Source organism: Pseudobacteriovorax antillogorgiicola (assembly GCF_900177345.1).
Lineage (GTDB): Bacteria > Bdellovibrionota_B > Oligoflexia > Oligoflexales > Oligoflexaceae > Pseudobacteriovorax > Pseudobacteriovorax antillogorgiicola.
On the sequence record NZ_FWZT01000009.1, the window covers coordinates 219,489 to 238,854 of the forward strand.

General features: G+C 46.2%; 15 protein-coding genes. 9 read left to right on the forward strand and 6 right to left on the reverse strand.

Annotated features, from left to right (window positions below; genetic code table 11):
- Positions 1 to 152: 152 nt before the first annotated feature.
- Entirely contained in the window at positions 153 to 1,229 is a 1,077-nt protein-coding gene (locus B9N89_RS13995) for a sugar-transfer associated ATP-grasp domain-containing protein (RefSeq protein WP_132319164.1), read from the forward strand.
- Positions 1,230 to 1,235: 6 nt separating this feature from the next.
- On the opposite strand, the gene B9N89_RS14000 is transcribed toward B9N89_RS13995, so the two are convergent.
- Positions 1,236 to 2,945, reverse strand: a complete 1,710-nt coding sequence (locus B9N89_RS14000) for a glycoside hydrolase family 44 protein (RefSeq protein ID WP_132319162.1) — start codon at positions 2,943 to 2,945, stop codon at positions 1,236 to 1,238.
- Positions 2,946 to 3,174: 229 nt separating this feature from the next.
- Here B9N89_RS14000 and B9N89_RS14005 point away from each other — a divergent pair, with 229 nt between their 5' ends.
- From B9N89_RS14005 to B9N89_RS14015, 3 genes are all read left to right on the forward strand, one after another.
- Positions 3,175 to 4,029 carry a DUF6492 family protein gene (locus B9N89_RS14005; RefSeq protein WP_132319160.1) on the forward strand — a complete coding sequence of 285 codons (855 nt, stop codon included), beginning with the start codon at positions 3,175 to 3,177 and terminating at the stop codon, positions 4,027 to 4,029.
- Positions 4,030 to 4,224: 195 nt separating this feature from the next.
- The gene (locus tag B9N89_RS14010) at positions 4,225 to 4,899 is read left to right on the forward strand and encodes a hypothetical protein (RefSeq protein WP_132319158.1); all 675 of its coding nucleotides are present in this window, start codon (positions 4,225 to 4,227) and stop codon (positions 4,897 to 4,899) included.
- 294 nt (positions 4,900 to 5,193) lie between these two features.
- Positions 5,194 to 5,886 (forward strand): DedA family protein, encoded by a 693-nt coding sequence (locus tag B9N89_RS14015; protein WP_132319156.1) that lies wholly within the window; start codon positions 5,194 to 5,196, stop codon positions 5,884 to 5,886.
- Between the two features lie 8 nt (positions 5,887 to 5,894).
- Here the strand turns inward: B9N89_RS14015 and B9N89_RS14020 are convergent, their stop codons facing one another.
- From B9N89_RS14020 to B9N89_RS14030, 3 genes are all read right to left on the reverse strand, one after another.
- Entirely contained in the window at positions 5,895 to 6,458 is a 564-nt protein-coding gene (locus B9N89_RS14020; RefSeq protein ID WP_132319154.1) for a hypothetical protein, read from the reverse strand.
- Between the two features lie 294 nt (positions 6,459 to 6,752).
- A complete protein-coding gene (locus tag B9N89_RS14025; protein WP_159455365.1) occupies positions 6,753 to 7,979 on the reverse strand; it encodes a CIA30 family protein in 1,227 nt (408 codons plus the stop codon).
- Between the two features lie 309 nt (positions 7,980 to 8,288).
- On the reverse strand, positions 8,289 to 8,882 hold the full coding sequence (locus B9N89_RS14030; protein WP_132319150.1) for a class I SAM-dependent methyltransferase: 594 nt from the start codon (positions 8,880 to 8,882) through the stop codon (positions 8,289 to 8,291).
- Between the two features lie 122 nt (positions 8,883 to 9,004).
- Here B9N89_RS14030 and B9N89_RS14035 point away from each other — a divergent pair, with 122 nt between their 5' ends.
- Entirely contained in the window at positions 9,005 to 9,748 is a 744-nt protein-coding gene (locus tag B9N89_RS14035) for a DNA alkylation repair protein (RefSeq protein WP_132319148.1), read from the forward strand.
- Between the two features lie 31 nt (positions 9,749 to 9,779).
- Here B9N89_RS14035 and B9N89_RS14040 read toward each other — a convergent pair whose 3' ends face one another.
- Entirely contained in the window at positions 9,780 to 12,533 is a 2,754-nt protein-coding gene (locus tag B9N89_RS14040; protein ID WP_132319146.1) for a 7TM diverse intracellular signaling domain-containing protein, read from the reverse strand.
- 176 nt (positions 12,534 to 12,709) lie between these two features.
- Here B9N89_RS14040 and B9N89_RS14045 point away from each other — a divergent pair, with 176 nt between their 5' ends.
- Positions 12,710 to 13,969 (forward strand): hypothetical protein, encoded by a 1,260-nt coding sequence (locus B9N89_RS14045; RefSeq protein WP_132319144.1) that lies wholly within the window; start codon positions 12,710 to 12,712, stop codon positions 13,967 to 13,969.
- A 15-nt stretch (positions 13,970 to 13,984) separates the two neighbouring features.
- Here B9N89_RS14045 and B9N89_RS14050 read toward each other — a convergent pair whose 3' ends face one another.
- Positions 13,985 to 16,123, reverse strand: coding sequence for a SpoIIE family protein phosphatase (locus B9N89_RS14050; protein ID WP_132319142.1), 2,139 nt, complete (start codon positions 16,121 to 16,123; stop codon positions 13,985 to 13,987).
- Between the two features lie 243 nt (positions 16,124 to 16,366).
- On the opposite strand from B9N89_RS14050, the gene B9N89_RS14055 reads away from it, so the two are divergent.
- The 3 genes from B9N89_RS14055 to B9N89_RS14065 all read left to right on the forward strand — a co-directional run.
- Positions 16,367 to 16,840 (forward strand): (2Fe-2S)-binding protein, encoded by a 474-nt coding sequence (locus tag B9N89_RS14055; protein WP_234996110.1) that lies wholly within the window; start codon positions 16,367 to 16,369, stop codon positions 16,838 to 16,840.
- Positions 16,837 to 19,032: a xanthine dehydrogenase family protein molybdopterin-binding subunit gene (locus B9N89_RS14060; RefSeq protein WP_132319138.1), complete on the forward strand. Its 2,196-nt coding sequence runs from the start codon at positions 16,837 to 16,839 to the stop codon at positions 19,030 to 19,032. Before B9N89_RS14055 ends, B9N89_RS14060 begins: the two co-directional genes overlap by 4 nt.
- A 104-nt stretch (positions 19,033 to 19,136) precedes the next feature.
- Positions 19,137 to 19,366: hypothetical protein (locus B9N89_RS14065; protein WP_132319136.1), on the forward strand; the 230-nt coding region annotated here is incomplete at its 3' end.

The window sequence follows — 19,366 nt, forward strand, 5'->3', positions numbered from 1 at the left end:
GACTAAGCACTAGTATTGGTGTAATTCCTAGGGAGGCAAGATTTTTGGATAGTCAGATGGTACGATTCTTTATAGTGACTTATATATCTGGAGTCTTCTTTATTGACGATTAAGAATCAAAATGTCTCGATAACTGCTCACTAGGAAAGCGTATGATTAATAAGCTGAAGACAGTCTTAAACAAGTTGAGAAAAGAAGCAGAGAAGCGAGAAACTTCGGTTTTGCGGGTCGCACAAAGAGCTATTGATGTTCGGATTCGGCAGAGGATGTACCTTGACGAAGCGATTATGATTGGAGTTTTGGACCCGAGACTTCCATCAGATGTGGCCAAGGCCTACATCGGGCGAGGAGACTTTGTTAAACATATTCGGGAAATAAATGGGGATGGTAAGGGTTTACTCGCAGATAAGTCGCTGTTTTACCAAAAATTTATGCGAGATGGTATTAAGATTCCAAAGTGCTACATCTTCTACTCCCCAGAGGAAACCATAACTGGCGATCAAAGAAAGCTGGTTTCGCAGGCTGATTGGATCGAAGTGATCAAGAACGAACTCCCCGATGATATCCTAATCAAACCTGCACTGTCTGAGTTTGGACTTGGAATCGAAGCATATTCTAGAAAAGATGGTCGCTTTGTCAATAAAAGCGAATCACTGTCCTATGAGGAACTGTATCACAAAATAACATCACAGCAGGCATATGGGAAATGTATCGTCCAGCAAAGACTCCGAAATCATGATTTTATACATGACCTTAGCAACGCTGAGGCCTTGCAATGTGTTCGCTTGATCACCTTTGACAATGGTAAGAGTAAAGAAACCCAGTTTTTTACTGCTTGGTTTAAAATTTCTTCTGGGAAAGGTATTACCGACAACTTCTTGCATGGCACAACAGGTAATCTATTAGCAATGGTTAATCCAGAAGATGGTCATATCATCAAGGTTTATCGAGCCCACCCCCTGGGAGGAATTATTGCCGACGTGGAAAGACATAGTGTGACGAATAGACAGCTGACGGGGATAACGCTTCCCCTGTGGGATGAGCTGAAGACTTTAGCGGAGCAAGCGTCAAAAGCTGTACTACCAGTAAAAGCCGTTGGCTGGGATATCGCGATTACCAATGACGGCCCCGTTATTATTGAAGGTAACTCAGAGTTTGCAGCCATGGGCAAGGAAGGCCCGTACTTTCACCGGGATGATTTAGATAGTTTAATCCAGTCCGTTGCTTGATGATCGCTACTGAAGCTCAATGGTACTTACACTCATTGGAGGAATATCGAAAAGATGTGTTTTTGTACCTTTTTTTAGATTCTTTTGTGATTTTTCAGGCTCAGTACTTTTTTCCGTCAGAGTAAAGATATTGGCAGCTTTGAAGCTGTGTTTATGATTCAATGTGATCCTGGTCGATTGCACCTTGAAACTCTTGTTGATGAGAATAAGCACTAGCTTTTTAGGGTCTTTGCTATGAGTACTGGCATAGACAGCAACCTTATCCACTTGATCAGAGATTGCGGAAATCATTTGGTCGCCGAACGTACTTCTTTTGCCATCGTAATTACGGAACATTTTAAAGGCAGCCCGTATATACTTGGATGTGCTTCCACGAGGAGCGAGGGGCCAGAAGCTAGCAGCGAAAACTCCTTCACGAGCGAAGCTGCCCAGAGCATCAACTTGTGCAATAGCTCCCGATATATGGTCTTCGCCCCCCAGAGTGTATTCAGTGATGGCAATACCCATGCCAGGATTGTATTGAGCAATCCATGACTGAACTCTGGGTAGTAGTCTGACGGGGCTTCTTAGATCATCCTGGCTAATCCAACTTTTCTCGTCGAATTGTGGGTCCCAATAGGAGCGAGCTGCTTGGACTCTGGCAACTACAGTATCTTTATCAGTAGCTTTCCCAGTAATTCTCTGTCCTTTTTTTCCGTTCGATCGAACCTCGGGATACCAATGGAAATCATAAACATCGACCAGGCTTTTCTGCTTTCCAGCAGCTCGGCGGACTCCTTCCATGTAGTACTTATAGAACGGGGTACCACCATCTCCCGAACATGACGCGAAATTCTGTAGGGTTTTCATTCCTAGCCAACCATAATGAGCAGGGCCGAAAACTAAGCTATCTTTCATATTCAGCTTCACAGCTCTTGCATAGTCGATATTTCTTTTTAGGAGTTCAGGGTAGCTCGGGTTGTGCTCGCAATACTTACCCCCTGGACGCACTCGGTTGTGTGTTGCACCCCACAAACCAGGTTCGTTGTCCATAGAATAGAAAATTTTCTTGCCTTGACTCAGATGGTTCTTGAAACGATTTTTGACCCAGTTCACAAACTCGTCCTGATAAACATAGGCATCATCTTTATTGGGTTTCAATGATAATGGCCCGTCCTTCTTGGGTTTTGACTGACGAAACGACTCTTTATAGTGATCCCGGTTGGGGCATTGCCAATCTTTGGTTGGCTTGGTCAAACAAACATCACCCCTGGTTTTTTTATAGGCGACGTGATCGAGAATAGGAATTGTGAGCAGAACAGCTGAAGCTCGATTTGCAAATGCCTTTTCTACAAAGGCCGTGACAACTCCACCTGGTTCATCACAATTAGCGTTAAACACTCCACACAGCCAAAGATCGTTTTGGTAATTGTAGTCGGAACCGGCGTGTGAGTAATTATTTTCCCAGTTGTAGGCGCTCAGTCGATTTCCACCTAAACGAAAGAATGTCAGATTCATGTCATCATCCACATCTTTGAAAGAGCCGATGATGTTGGCGCCAAAAATCCAAGGAGAGATTTTTGTTTTGTATTGGCTATCAATGGTGATATTTACTAGTTTGCCCTTGCCTTTTGTGCTATCGCGAGGCCCAGGAAGGGGGCTAGTGTTTGCGGCGCTCATACCGAAACTTAGGCTTGACACCAGGGCTGCGGTTGGGAAGCTAGCAAGTCTCATCATAAAAACCTCATCATATAGCTACTTAATACCTTAGGCGAAACCAGGAATAAGATAGATTCTGCCAGCGAAAGATAGCAGCTAGCATATCTATCGTCCTATCGGATATCGGGCGTCTTTTAGAAAATCTGAGGAGCAAGCTTGAAATCGGGAATTACCTATCACCTCATTAGCCTGTCACCAGGCTAGATGGTTTGATAGAATAAACTCTAAACTATCAAGGAGATCACCCGTGAGTAAGAGCTTTGCCATCATTACGCCGAGCTATCACGTAGATGCTGAACGATGCGCTTTGCTTGTGGATAGCTTTAGAAAGTATATTACCGAAAATGCCAAGCACTACATCATTGTGCCGAAGAAGGATCGGGCCTTATTTGAACCCATGGCAGGTGGACGGGTTGAGATACTGTTTCAAGATGATCTAATGCCTGGCTGGTTATTGCCTCTGTTTTTCACTTCGAAATGGTGGCTAAGTTTGAAAACTTTGCCGGTCAGGGGGTGGATTCGCCAGCAAATAGTTAAGCTATCTGCGGCCATCGCCTGCGACGCTGACTACATGCTCTTTATGGATTCAGACTGTTTTTTTACCCGACCATTTGATCCTGAAAGCCTACTCGATCAAGAGGGGAGAATTCCTCTTTTTCGAGAGACAATCGAAGAGATTCCAAAATATCGAAAATGGTATGAGTGCGGGGCGAAAATACTTGGAATCAATGAAACTATTAAAGTAAACCTCAACTACGTCGGCCCATTTATTTTCTGGACCCGCGCTGATCTTCTTGCTCTCTTGGAGCGCTTGGAGCAAATTAGCGGTAAATCTTGGCAAGAGGTTGTATGCCGCCAGATAGATTTCTCAGAGTATACTGTCTATGGGATGTTCATCGAGTATATCAGACGAGAAAACTCACAGCACTACCATGATAACACGATCAGGACTATCAACTATTGGCCTGAAACCCCTGCAAGCTTTGAGGACTTGCTAAAGCTTCAGGGAACTATTTCACCGGAGCATTTTGGAGCGATGATATCTAGCAAGTCGAATACTCCTGTAGAATCTATCGTGAAGGCATTCAATATCAGTGCTTAATCTGCCAGGACTTTATATTTTGCTGTAGGTGAGTTGTCGGGAAATTGTTTACAAGATATAATTAAAGCAAGTGAAGCAACTGAAATGTGAGATTACGATGCGCAGATTCGTTACTATCGTTCTCCCCTTAGTGTTAGTGATGCCTTCCTGTAAAAAAAAAAGAACTCTGACCCGGTAGCAGAAGACCTCCTTGCATTGCCAAATGATTCTGAAAATGTTGATGAGACGATTTTCGACGAACTTGCCAAGCAGGGCATCGTTGATGCTGAAACATTAAATGAGCGGTGCAGGGCTAGTGATAACACTCTTGAAAGCTATGACACTCAATTAACTTTTCCAGCTCGGATAGGATGTAGCTTCGGCACTGATCCCAACCTTGAACCAAAAGACCAGTATCTTCAGGCGCGAGAAGTCACCAGCCAACCCATCAATGGACCAAGTAAGGGCGTTATTTGTAACATTCGGGTGCAGACTCCAACCAATGCTGAGGTACGATTCGATGATTACCTCTTCATTACGGTAGCCGATATCGTGGTTATCGGGTCTAATACGCAAGCAAGTTCCTATTTGCCGCAATCTCAAGGGTTTTATAAGTGGGATTTTGGAGTTTTACGAGGCAATAATGTCTCTAATATCCAGGACTCTCCCTATTGTCTCGGAGGCTCTGATGCATGTGTGGTTCCGCCACACGATCAGCAGGGGCCTCTCAATATCTCCATGGAGAGTACTAATGTCGCGCCCCTTGCCTATGGGCTTGCTGGTTGGAAGACATTCGACGTCAAGGTCATTGCAACAGGTGATAATGATGAGACCGACTGCCAGCATTCCCAAATTGACCTCACGGTATCTGTAGACTTTATCCAGCTCTGAGCGAACTCCTAAAACCGTTAGCAGCAGAAAAGCATGGGTTCTGTTTTGTTGGGTGTCATATAGGCATTATATGCATGGCCTCGATCATGGCTACGGTTTGGACCTTGAACTCTGTTGGCGCCCCAATCATGCTAAGGCTAGCTTGGACTTGTGCCTTTTTTTTGTTACTGATATTACTTACACAGTTTGCGATGACTTAGCTGGATCGCAAACCTCCTACGTATTGTTGCCTGATGAAACGAAATCCAAGACAATACACGTAACGCTAAATTTTGACCTTAAGGAAGGCCAAGCATGGGATTCTCCGAGGCTGAAATACTGTCCTGGTTTGCGACCTACGCATACCAACCCAATTTAGTTTACTTTGCAATTGTAGCCTTGATGATCGCCAGTAGCTTTGGCTTACCTGTTCCTGAAGAGGTGACACTGGTCGGTACCGGCATTGTTTGCTATATCGGCTCTAGGCCAGATTTGTATCCACCTCCCTATCCGGGTGCACCGGTCGTTCAGGTGGAGGTTGCGGCTACCGTGGCTTTAGCTGCCGTGTTCCTGTCGGATTATGTGGTGTTTTCACTGGGGCGGTTCTTTGGGCATCGCTTGGTAAAGACCAGTTTTTTTAAACGCAACCAAGACACCTTCGACAAGGTCAAGTCCTGGGTCGATCGCTATGGCATGTGGGCTGCAGGTATCTTTCGCTTCACCCCAGGCCTTCGATTTCCCGGCCATCTCAGCTGTGGAATGTTAGGGCTGAGGCCTTCGCGGTTTTTCCTTGTGGATGGAGCCGCGGCTCTCATTTCAGTGCCAACCCAAGTTGTTTTAGTGGCTAAGTTCGGTGAACATATCCTAGGAACACTTCAGCAGTTCAAGATCGTATTGTTCAGTGTGATTGGCCTGTTTCTGGTCTTTTTCATTGTGAAAAAATTGATTCAGAAGAGAAAAGATGCGGCTCTGAGGAATACCGGTACTGGGCATTCCGTCGAGCCGTAGTGTCCAGATTATTGGTCAGCCTTCAATTGATCGATAGCTGCGGCCATATCCGTGGATTCAGTTTCACTAGGCCAAGGGTCTATGCTGCCATGAGCAGAGAGGCTGGATGCTGCGAAAACGTTGCTAGCGGAAGAATCACCAATCGGAGCTACACCGAAATGGCATGTGTCGCAGTTATAAGTATCATTAAATAGCGTCAGACCATTATCTACGTCAGCCTCGGGGGCTGTGGAAAGTGCGGCGGCAAGGTCGGCTGATTCTTGCTCAGTGAACCACTCTTTGTCTGGATCTGGCTCGTCCAAGTCAGCACCATTTGAAATGCCATTGTGGGATGAAACACTGCTCGCAGAGAATATTGCTGAGCTGCTTCTATCAACTTTATCGGATGGAGCATCCAGAGCTTTGTGACAATCAGCGCAGTAGGCTGCATAGAGTGCAGTGCCATTTTCCTTGTCACCAACCAAAGAAGTCCCCTGATCGTTTGTTCCCGCTTGCGGAGTCGGAACTTGCACCGCTTCCGTTAAACAGCCGTTTGCAAAGAGAAAAATGATTGCTAGGCTTAAAAACTTCATCCCTAAATACTCCTTAGTCCCAATTACCCTACAAAACGTTTAGGTGGGTATCGGCATTAAGAGTCGAAAACTTTAGTAAATATTCTAGTTTATCGCTCATCAAAGTCTCTCGGGACCGATTATTAGCGACTTACACTGCTCAAAGTATGTGCGACGGATCGAAATGCTTGTCGTTGAAAATTATATTCAATGATAATCGTGCTTTACTACCATAAATATGAGGTGAGGAAACGAATTTTAAAATGAGGATGCAACCCAAGGGCTCATGGTGAAGCCTTGGGTAGAATGAAATCTCTAATAGAGGTCCTTGGGTCTAAACTCAAGATTCATAAGCTTCAAATCATAATCACCAGGAGGGGTCCGTTGGTCGACAAAGTAGGTAACACTCTTAACCATGTTAAAGTCAAACCCAGCCTTTGCAAACAACTCAACAGGAATCCTATAGCTGAAGAGATAGCGCCCATAGTTGCTACGGTAGTCGCCAATGGCTAAGGCTTGCGAGCTATTGCCATCCGCATCTACCAATTTGATGAGAACCTCATCTGCGACACTGGGAGCTAGAAAGCGTAGCTCGTAATCATAGGCTGGAATTTTCTTGCCCAGGTCTCTGTCAGAAAAACTAGTGGGTTCATAGCCAGGCATAGCTGCTGAACTAGTTAGGTTTGCTTTAGCAAAGCCATAGCCATTGTGATGGAAACTCAACTGGACCACCTCGGCTTCAACCTCACCGAAAGGGCCTGTATAGGTGGTTGAAGTTACCAAATCTCCCCACTGATTGGCGACGTTGATTGTTGAGCCGTCACCCATATCTGTGGTGCTGTAGTTGTACTCACCATTGCGGTTGTAATCTGCTCGCCACCAAGGAATCATTTTGGGGGCCTTATAGAACTTTATGCTATCGACGATGACCTCGAACGGCTGGTTTTGATCGTTTTGATCCACGTAGAAATTCACACTGTAAACATTGTGAAGCTGAAATCGATCGGGGTTTGGAACTCGTGGAATGAAGGCAGACATGGGGATTCGAACTTTTTGCCAATGATGAGAGATGGAGACAAAGTCCTTTAACTTTGCCTTCGTGGAGCCATGGCCATTAGGTGATTGCAGTGACACAGAGAAGGCGGAGACATTAGCTCCATAGTTGCCTTTAATATAGAACTCTAGGTACTTATATCTTCGAAGATCTTTACCGGCTCGATAGTCTTCGTATGATTGTGGCTCGTGTCCAAGTTTCTCCCGACTGCTGGTAATCTTAGCAAAGCCAAAAGCCTGAACGTAGCTGTTGTCTGTTACCAGGTCTTCATTGAGATATTGCAGGTGAATCGCTGTAGAGCCCTCATAGGCATCGTGAGTGATCGGTAGGTTGCCCCACTCATTCCAGGAAACAAAATTCCAGTTGCTTTCGCTGTAGTTCCAAACTCCGTCATAGTTAAGGTCATCTGTGGCCCATGGTAGAACATCCGATGTTGCCAAACCATTGGAAGCTAGGCCCAAGCCAAGCATGAAAACAAAGCCTTTCATTGAGATCTCCTTGCAATTAGTCATGTTGCATTGATTAGGTGGGCTGATGGTAAGGGGGCTGCTAGAGGACTGCAAGGTTTGTAAATCTGGCTTGAATAGTCCTACTTTTTCGAAGCATTGCTAAAGCTCGATCATCGTAGAGCTTTCAAGTGATCTACGTCTAGCTTGGCGGTTTGCAGTGGCTTCTATGGTAAACTCAACAGGCAGTATTTTTAACTGAAGTCAATCCCATGCGAACGGTTCGCGCACAGCTCTAGAGCTTTCGATTAGCACCGATGTCGGTGCATGGAATGGCTGGCAATCCCCTCGCTAATTGACCTTTTTACCAACGAACTGGACCACTGCGCTAAGGCCTTTGTGATAACGGCCTTCTTCGATATTCCTTTCCGTCTCCTGGGCAAATAGGGTTTTCAAGCTTCCAAGCTCTGTTTCTAGAATCTCTAGAGTCATCAGCATGTCTTGATTGGGTGGTCCACCTGTACCGCGGCCCAAGTTCGCAGGAGTGTAGGCTTCTAACACGAAAAGTCCCTCCGTCTTTAATGCACTAGCAACTCTAGCATGGAGCTGACTTCGTACTTCGCTGGGCATATGGGCCCAAATGGAAACGATCAAGTCCCATTGCCGCTCACCCAAGGGCCAGGTAGCTAGATCGCAAACTTCAGTAGCAATCGAAACGCCTTCATCAGTTGCAAGTTTCTGCGCAGTCTCTAGGCCTACAGGCGAAAGGTCAACTGCCGTGACCTCGTAACCAAGTTTTGCTAGGTATACCGCATTGCGCCCTTGTCCCTCGGCGAGGCAAAGTGCCTTTCCGGCCCCTATCACATGTTGTATTTGGTCTTTTAAAAAGTCGTTAGCCTCTTTTCCATAGGCAAAGCCGTCTTCGCTGTAGCGCGCATCCCACATTGTAAAACTCTCCTAGTTGCAAACATCTCACATTGCTATATTTTGTACTCGATATAGGTTTAGCACAAGTTCTCTTAGAACAGCAAATAAGCAAGAAACAACTGAAAGGACTCATACGAACTATGAAAGATGTAGTCAGCCTTAAGAAAAAGCTCGCTGCTGAGGCAGATCCTGAAACTAAGGCATGGTTCGATAATTATCTCAAGGGGGCGATCGAATATCGCGGCTTGAAAACTCCTTTAGTACGTAAAATTCTAACGGCTCATATACGCGACCAAGGCCTCAAGAAGCAGCCAATTTCGGAGCAAGTTGAATTTGCAAAACAGCTCTTTAAAAGTAAGTTTGCTGAAGATAAATTCGCTGGCATCCTGTTTACTCAAAGTCATCTTATGAAACAGCTTACGACCAAAGAAACCTTAGAATTCAGTCAGGAACTATTTAAGAGGCAATTGCTCTTCGACTGGTCGACAGTGGATTGGTATTGTGTTCGTGTCTTGGGGCCCTTGCTCAAAGACAGCACGATGAGTATGGCGACCTCCCTCGGTGCTTGGCATAAGTCCCAAAACCTATGGCAGCGGCGAGCTTCGATGGTGCCTTTTCGGTCTGTAGTCGATCACCCTCGCTATACAAAGAAAATTATGGCCCTTGCCAAAGTGCTCATAAAGGAGGACGAACGTTTTATTCAAACCGCGGTGGGTTGGGTTCTTAGTGATTTGTCTAAAATAGAGCCTAAAATTGTTGAAGAGTTTTTTCATAATAATCTTCCGCAAGTCCACAGAGAAGTTATCGATCGTCACACAAAATACCTACCTTGCCATAAAGAACTAAAGAGACTGAAAAGGCAAGTAGGACAATTCTCTAAATAATTGATCTAGATTCTGGGAAAGTCGCAAGGCTCTACGCGGCCATCTGTGATAGTCGGTGCTGAGGCAGGTGAATTTCAAACTGAAAGGCCACATAGCCATCCTCGTTAGGAACGCCTTTCAGTGATATCTGACAGCTTCCCCCTTGTGACTCTATGATACTTCGTACCGCAGACATCCCAACACCACGACCAGAGATCTCGGTAACGTTATCTTGGTTTGACGACAATCCGTCAACAAAGATTAGCTCGGCTATCAAGTATGGATCAGTAAGACTGGAGCTGCATAGCCCGCGCTTCATAGCAAGGTCTCTGATCTTTCTGAGGTTTAGACCTTTACCATCGTCAGAGAAATCAATGAGAATCAATCCGTGAACTTCTTTAAGGCTGAAAAATAGCTGTCCTTGACTCGCTTTTCCTATAGATTCCCGTTCATCAGCAGGTTCGATTCCATGATCCAAAGAGTTGCGGATCAGGTGGCTGAAGACTGACTGAATCGTCATAGAGGTATCATCGCTGAGCCAAACCTCTTCGATTTCGCTATGAATCTCAGGTTCAGGTTTATTAAGGCTGCGTGCCAGTTTGCGAGCCTGCGCCCAGATAGGCTTAAATATATCTCTCGCGTCATCAAAGTAGGATTGTTTGAACTCTGAATGGAGTTCCTTGAACTTCTCTCTTGTGCTAGGGTCTAGCTCTATGAAGAGTTGCAAGCCTGCCTCGATCGAGGCTTTATTAAAAACAGCGATTCGCTCCATATTTCGACCCAAAACTTCGTAGTTGATCCTCGCATAGTCAGAAAAAATTTCTTTAATCTGTTCCAGGTCTCGCGTCATCTCTGTTTGGTTCCATAGCTTGCGATCGTCTCTGATACGGGAACACAGAGATTCCGCTTGGTGCAAAGAGTTGACTAGGTTTTTGAAGTCAAAATCTCGTGCTGATGCCTTAAACGTGTGGTAGTTGATAAACACGCTTTTCAGGGCAGAGTCATTATAGGTTGGATGATTTGCGATAGTCGATAGATTTTGTTCTAAGAATCGAATCCCCTGGGTGAAAAAGGAATGACAGCGGTCGGTAGAAGCGCGAATCAAGGTGCCGATGATCTTGAGTTCCTTTTTTTGTTCCTCGGATTGCTCTTCAAGCTTACGTAGCTCCGTTATATCGCGAACCACTACCATAATTTTTTCCGTTTCTTCGTCTTCATTGTCAATACTCTGCCAAGATAGGTTCAGATGCTTTTCATTGAGCTTGATGTTACTTGGTAGGTGGCATTCATTCATTTGAAAATTTAAGTTACTTTCACCAAGCGATCCAATGAGTACTGATTCGATAGTGACTAATTCATCAGGGCTAAGATCCGTCTTGCGAAAGAATAGATCCATTGGATTCTTGCCAGCAATGTCCTTATTTTCCAATATTTCTGCTAGATGTAGGGAATAGTATCGTTCAATTTGTAAACCAGGCAGGATGGTGAAGATGCCCTGCTTTATATGATTCATGACCGAAGCAATATGTCTCGTCTTTTCTTCGACACGCTGTTCGATCTCACTGATCGTAGCCTTTAAGCTGTCGTTAAGAAATTCAATTTCACGCCTCGCTTTCTTCTGGCGACGATCCAGTTTATCCCCTAGTGCTAATGATAGCAGAATGACCTCTGCCGCAGACCCAAGCGTAACGCCATTCTTGGTAAACGAATTTACTGCGACAAGCCCAAGAGATTGAGCGCCATAGGCAAGTACGCCCACTAGAAAGAGGCCGAAAGCCAAAGCGAAGTACTGGGCAGATCGACTCCTTTGCGCTAAGGCGAAGACTGTAGCAGTCATGTAAACGAGGGAGGCGACCATTGCAAGGAGGATTCCTACCCTGACGATGTTGCCAAATGGTACTACGAAAGATAGGGCGCATTGGAGAAAACCCAATCCTACCGTCACCATTACGATCTTATCGATGAGCGAGTTTCTCTGCTTTGTTTCTAGGAAGCTTTGAATGAACAACCCTAGAAAGGCTGTGGTTAAACCGAGAAAGACGGCGGTTGATATGTTACCCCAATGGGGAGAGCGAGGCCACAAATGCTGATAGGCAAAGCCCGACATCGATGCCTGAAGGAGAACGTAGGAAGTAATATAAGCGGAGTAGAGGGGGTAGCTCCTTTCTTTAAGCTTCAAGGACAGAATAAGGTTGTACAAAACCATAACCGTCACAATTCCAAAGTATAGACCCCAACTTAGAATCTCTTCCTCTTGCCTGTTGAGGTAATATTCTCGGGTGCTCAGTTGTAGTGGAATCTGGATGGTCTCACCTTCAAGTCGAAGATAGTAAGTCCTAGTTTTTCCAGCAGGGATCGCTACTTGAAAAACATAGTTGCGACTATTGATATCTCTCTCGCTGAACGGTACACGATCGCCAATATGGTCATGCTGAATGAGGGTGTTATCATCAAATTCGAAAAAATGAACATGATTCTGTTGCGGGTATCGCAAGGCTAAGAACCGGTCGACTGATTCTTGATTTGGGTTATAAATACTAAATCGAACCCAGATAGCCTTGTCCACAAAACCAAAGTTTAAGGATTCCTTTTGATTGAGTCGCCAAGCATCTTCAGGTAGGGCTAAGACGTCCTCGATTGTGTAGGTTTCAGCACTATCTTCAAGAAGCTCTATGGATTCTTGAAAATTATGTGGGTCTTTCATCGTCATCAGATTGAATAGAGATCGAGCTGGGGCCTCCGGGCCGAGACCAAGGCAAGATGATGCAAGAATCAGGGTTCCCATTGTAATTTTTAGTTTTAGCAATCCGTACCCCTAGTTTACCTGGTATCGGATGGATAGTCGGAAGAATTCAAGAAACTTTGATGAGCATTGTTTAATGGTGCATATAAAGTGTTGGATCTAATCAGCTTTTCCTTCTTCTTTCAACATCAGAAGGAAAATGTCGATCCAGAATAGTCGATGTAAATAAAGGGGGCTTTGTGAACGTTACCAATCTGATCGCTTTCCTATGGATTCTTACGTCTTGTAATAATCAGTTGTTTAATGACAGCGCGTCTAGCCGTGATGTTGCCGTTGAACCAAAAGTTACCCAAGATGTTGAAGTCGAGCAGACGGACAGTCTGATAGCATCAGAGCCGCAGATGGTTGGTGGTGCATTCTTGGTTTGCCACAATCCCCCGGTTACGGATTTGACCGCTGCCGGTGTGTCCCAATCGACAGAAAAGGTGATAGGTTGCCGGGCGCTTGACGATCAAGGTCAACCCTTATCGGGAGACGTCAGTTTAGGGCAAATACAATTCAAGTTGACCGATGGTAGTTTACTTGAACCGAAGCCAATCGAGCAGAACCATGATGTCTGGCTCGCTATGTTTTTAATCGAACCAGAGATTCAAGAAACAATACTTAGTGCTAACGGTATAGTGGCAATCGATGGTGAAGACTTTAGAATTGATAGCTCCGAGGAAACCCAAGCGCCCCGTTTGAAGTGCCCAGCGGATTTTGTCCTCGTTCCAGCAAACCTTGCTGTTGGCATCGATAAAGCTTTCTGCATTAGTAGCTACGAGATGAGGCAGGTAGGAGGACGAGCGAATTCTCAAGCTGTTGGTCTGCCTTGGGTCTCGATTGCATTAGACATTGCCAAAGCAGCCTGTATCGCTGAAGGCTGGCAGCTCCCGAGTAACGCCCATTGGATGGCTTTAGCACGGGCAATAGAAGCCGAGCCTAGCAACTGGAGTCTTGGCAAAGTAGGTGAGGGAGCTCTCAATCGTGGTCATTCAGACAGTGAACCGGCGGGGTTAATTGAAGCTAGCGATAATTTTCAGGATGCCTGTGTATTTACCAACCAAGCCTGTGATTTAAGCGTTTGGTCTGATCAACGCCGAGTTCATCGGCTCAACAATGGCCTCTTGATCTGGGATGTGGCAGGCAACGCTCACGAATTGGTTGACTGGGTTGTTATCGAAGATAAAGCGAGCCCTGCGAATGCTTGGCTAGAAATTGGAGATACAACACCGACCACATCCATGCTGGCTTCGTCTTACTTTCCTAGCCGCCCCGATTGGGGGAAAGCGCAAGGTATGGGGGCTTATTTTCCTGGTCAGAACGGGCAGGGAGGCACCACCCAAAGAGGCGGTTCCTGGGGCGATGATGATAACACGGGGATCTATGCTCTGGCACTAGACTTAGGCGCGCAGCGCCCTCACGGTGTAACTGGTTTTCGTTGTGTATCAAATCCGTGATTTCGAAAATTATCTTTAGCTGGCAAGGGCTTGATCTAATGGTTCGACCTTCAAAAAAATGATCGTTGAGTCATCAGGTAGACCTTCATATTTTTCTCGTTGTTCGATCAATCTGCTAAACAAATCGCAGTTTTCCTTGGGGGAGAGCTTAGCGTCCACCATCTTTTGGAAGCCTTTGATTTTAAGTCGCTTACCGCTCTTCTCTTCAAGTTCTAACAAGCCATCGGTGAACATACCGTAGATATCGCCGATTTCCATAGGCCATGAGTGAACGGGAGTCTCTGGTCGAGAAAACTCGCCCCCGAGTGGTGTCCCTCTACAAAATAGAGTTTTGTGTGTGTTGCCTCGAAACTGCGTTGGCGGAATCGCACCTGCATTCGAGCACCAAAATCGGTAATCGTTGAAGTCGAACAGGCAGAAGAGCATGGTCATGTGATGGCTTGTCTGAACTTTTTCTAGCATCACGTTGATACTGAATGCTAGGTTTTCAATGATCGTCTCTGGGGCCTCCTGATCTAAGTTCATAAGGGCAATACGACTTTGAACCGCTCCAGAAACCGCTGAGCTTACAAAAGCAGATGTCATGCCATGGCCTGCGACGTCTCCCAGGAGGAGTAAAACTCGCTTGCCATTCGGTGAAATGAATGACCCGTACCAATCGCCTCCGATCACTTCAGCAGGCTTATACATAGCAGAGAATTGGAAGCCGGTTTGATCACCTTTGTCTTCAATGAAACTTTGCTGAACAAGGCTAGTTTGTTCAAGTTCTTTTTGCCGAATGAGCTCCTTAAGCTCGAAGTTAGATTTCAAAAGTTCACGGCTCTTAAATGTTTTCCAAAGAAGCGACATGGCAATCAGAAGTGATAGGCTACTCAAACCCACAAGCCAATTTTTTAAATTTCCAGCCCGCTGTTCGTTTTCAAGCCTGATCGATTTAATCTTATTTTGGGTTTCCAGTTCCCGATTCTCTAGTTCAGCTTTTTCAACTTCAAAATAGATCCGCATTAAGGACGTCGCTCGATCACTTTTCTTGGCATTCCATTCCGTATAGATTTTATTATAGGTTTCATAGGTATCGTAAGCCGACTTATACTTACCTTGGCCTTTAAAGAGCTTAGCCTTGGCTTCGAGCCACATAAGATAGACAGGTATGTACTTGTCTTTTAAATACTGATGATCCACTAGCGATAGTAGTTTTGTGGCTTCTTTGAATTGTTTTAGATATACATGGCCAAGGGCCATCCTAGTTCTTAGTCTTTGTAGTCGAAAGCTTAGCTTATGTTTCATATAGATGGTTTCTACCTGCTTAAAGTAGCTGAGGGCTAACTCGTATTTTTCTTGAAACATATAAACTTTCCCAACACCTCGTAGAGCGCCAGCGGAAATAATCTCCATTTCGATATCGTTAGCAAGGCGTGCTGCATTCTGATAGCCACGAAGTGCCAGATCTGGGTCTATTTCCAAACGAAACGCTGCTAAATTAAGCTCCAGTATGGCTGTCAGGTGTCGGTATGGCCTTGGTCTCGTGAACTCTAGGCTTTGCTCAAGGAGCTTAATAGCACGTTCATGATCTCCTGCACGATAAAAGGCCATCGCCGAGGTCGCAAGGATATCGTAGTGAAGCACATGGTCAAGGTTTGGAAAAACATCCATGGCTCTTTGAGAAGCTTTCAGGGTTTTTTGAACTTCCCCTTGGAAGTAGTACATGATGCCGATGTGAAGTAAGGCGAAGCCTTTGAGCTTGGGGAAGTCTTTGTTACGAGCCTTTTCAATGACGGCATCGAGGCGTTCGATCGCTTCTAAAAGCCTGTTCTCCAATTGAAGGCCAACGGCAGCGGTGGCTTTTAGCCAGAGAGTGAGTTCTAAGGGAATTTTACCCTGATGCTTGTCAATTAAAGGCTCGACCCATCGGCGAGGGGAAACTTCTTGATAGATTTCAGCCCGAGCGACCTCAACAAGGATTCTGATATATACCTGAATATCGGTATCTCGATATGATTCAGCGAGAGCGCGACCCACAGAAACTGCCTGAACAGGGTGATCGTAGATCAATTGATTCACCTGCTCAGCAGGCGTACTACCGAACCCTGTTGGAGCCTGGGTGAATGAAAGTACCCACGATAGAGCTAGGGTTTTCCAGTGCCTGTCGATCAATAGACTTTTCCAGTGATGTTGTCGTGCGTGCCCTTATTCGCTCGTCGGTCATTGGAGTTTCTCTCAAAGTGACAGCCTAGGAAAGGTTTGCCTCATATGTCATGTCGTGGCTGAATCAATGGGTCATGGCAGCTGAGGCAGGGGTGAGAGATGTATCTATGTAATGTGCTACCAAAAGTTTCTAGCTCCGAGGAGCTTTCTCTTGTTAGGATAGGACGAAGTCCATCGGAAAGGAGATCTCCCTTGAAAAACATAAGCTTTGAATTCAACGGCCAACAGATAGGGGTTGAGGCTCCAGGTGATACTCCCTTGCTCTGGGTAATTCGCGAGGAGCTGAGAGCTACGGGAACCAAGTTTGGGTGTGGTCGGGGACTTTGTGGGTCTTGTACCGTTCATCTTAATGGCCAGGCGGTTCGAAGCTGTGTGATGCCTGTCTCTGCATGCCATCAGCAGAAGGTTCGTACCATAGAAGACCTTGGCGAGCAGCAGGGACATCCCGTCCAAAAAGCTTGGGTGAAGCATAGCGTTCCCCAGTGTGGCTACTGTCAGTCGGGGCAGGTGATGCAGGCAGCGAGTCTGCTCGACAATGCGACAACTCCTATGACTGAATCGGAGCTAGTCGATGGTATGAGCAACAATCTATGCCGCTGTGGAACCTATCATAAAATCAAAGATGCTGTTGTTGAAGCAGCAAAAAACATGGGGAAATTAAAATGATGAAGTTGTCACGACGGCAGATGATTAGCCGAGGGGTTCAGGGCAGCTTAATCTTAGGCATTCCTTTACAACTTACATCTTGCGCATCGACCGGTACAACCACTAGCGATGATAACGGTCAGCTTTCAATGCTCTATCTTCAGGTCACCCCTGACAACGAGTTTATTCTAACCTTCGATAAGGTTGAGATGGGGCAAGGGGTTATCACTGGCCAGGCTACCATGTTTGGCGAGGAAGCCGATATTAGTCCTGAGCAGTTTACCTTCAAGCCAGCTACAGCGGATTCCCGGTATGCTGATGCTGGAGGGGTGCAGATGACGGCCGGTAGTTCCAGTACTTATAGGCGGTGGGACGTCCTACGTGAAGCAGGTGCTCGTTATCGCTTGGCGATCGTTGAATCTGCCTCTGAGTCTTGGGGAGTGCCTACAAACCAGATTTCAACTAAGGAAGGAATAGTTCAGACTACAGACGGTAAAAAACAGGAGCCCTATGCAGCATTTAATACAGCGCTGGCGAATCGATCCTTACCCTCAGCAGCGAGGCTAAAGAATCCCAAGGACTTTCGTTACATTGGTCGCTACTCCTCCTCCGTTGATGCTCGTGAGAAAAGCTATGGAGAGGCCAAGTTTGGTATCGATATGGGGCCATCGAACAGCAAGAAGGCGATCGTGATTCGGTGCCCCGTTCACGGCGGGACGCTGAAAGAATTTGATAGGAAATCGATCGAAGGCTTACCGGAGGTTGTCAACGTTCTGCCGGTAAGTGGTGGCTTAGCAATCGTCTGTGAGCACTATTATCAGACCCTGAAAGTGAGGCAAAGCCTGAAGTCAGACTGGATTCGTTGGGATATTCCCAAAGAGTTTGAGTACAATAGTGAAGAATTGTTTGCCCTTTATCGTTCCCAACTAGATGACGATAAGCTCGAAAGTGAGAAGGGTGAGATTCTGGTAGATGCCACATACGAGCTGCCATATCTCGCTCATTCACCCATGGAACCCCAAAACTGCACCGCATGGAAGCAAGGGGATCAGCTCACGATCTGGGCCGCGACGCAGAGTCCGACGATCACTCGAAATGTAGGAGCTGTAATTTGTGGTCTAAGCCGTGATGATGTCACCGTGCACGTGGCTAAGTATATGGGGGGAGCCTTCGGTAGAAGAACTTCTGATTCTACCATTGATGCATGCGAGATCGCGAGTCAGGTGGACTACCCGGTGATGGTTATATGGTCACGAGAGGATGATACTCGATATTCGGCACTGCGCCCCATGGCTGTGACACGGATGCAGGCTGTCCTGAAGCAGGATAAAGTCAAGACATGGCGCTATCAGACAGTTTCTCAATCTTTGCTCCAAGACTTCATCAAGGAAAGCGGTGTCTATGCTTTACCAGGTTGGATACCGACGTCGTTGGCAAGCGGGATTGGTAGCCTGGTTGCGGGGACTATGGACACCTTCGGAGCGATGCCCATTGCCGTCACGGGTGCAGAACAACCCTACGATATTCCTTACGATACGGATTCAGAATTAATTGAATCGCCAATTCCAACGCACTTCTGGCGATCAGTAGGTAACTCCTTGAATGGCTTTTTCGTGGAGAGTTTCATCGATGAACTAGCAGCTTCATCGAGTCAAGATCCTTTAGCGTTCCGCCTGAAACTTTTAGAAAAGTCTCCACGGGCAAGAAAAACACTCGAAACGGTCGCCGATTTAGCTCGATGGAGCAAGAGCAAACCAAGGGCTAACCGTGCCTTGGGGCTGGCTTATCACTATAGCTATCGGACTCATTGTGCTCAGATCACTGACGTCAGCGTTGAAGGTACCAATATTCAAGTTCATAAGGTTTGGACGGTTGTCGACTGTGGGCAGGTTGTGAATCCTCATATCGTTGAAGCGCAGGTTCGCTCTTCTGTAATTTATGGCCTGTCTGCTGCATTGAGAGGTGAAATCACCTTTAGCAATGGCCGGGTCCAACAAGAGAATTTTGATAGCTATCCGTTGCTTCGGCTGAATGAAACACCCGAGGTGATAACCAAGACGATCGATAGTCAAGAGCATCCGACAGGAATTGGTGAACCTGCCCTGCCCGCATTAGCAGCGGCTGTTTGCAATGGCATCTATCGTGCTACCGGGCGACGGATTCGTCGTTTACCGTTGACTAACAGTATGTCCGATTCGGTAGCTACCAGGTAATACTTGGTGTGACATCCTCTCTCGACTGAAGTCGAAAGCATCCTGTAGTTAGGACGTCTGAAGCATGGTCACGTGAGCCACGCTTACTTGAGGTTTGCAGGAAAATGGAGCTAGCTCTAGTTTCCTGCTACTATCTGGAAGACTTCCAGAAAGGCCCTGCCACAGGGCTGATTCAAATCGTTTCACAAAGTTTAGTGTTGATTGGTAGCGCTAACATCTCACGGTACACTCGATCGAATATCGAGGTACAAGGCCTGGAGCTATGGCTCAGTGGTGTTGGGCGGCCAACAGGCAATGCTCGAACTGAGCGGGTGATTGGTACCTTAAAGCATGA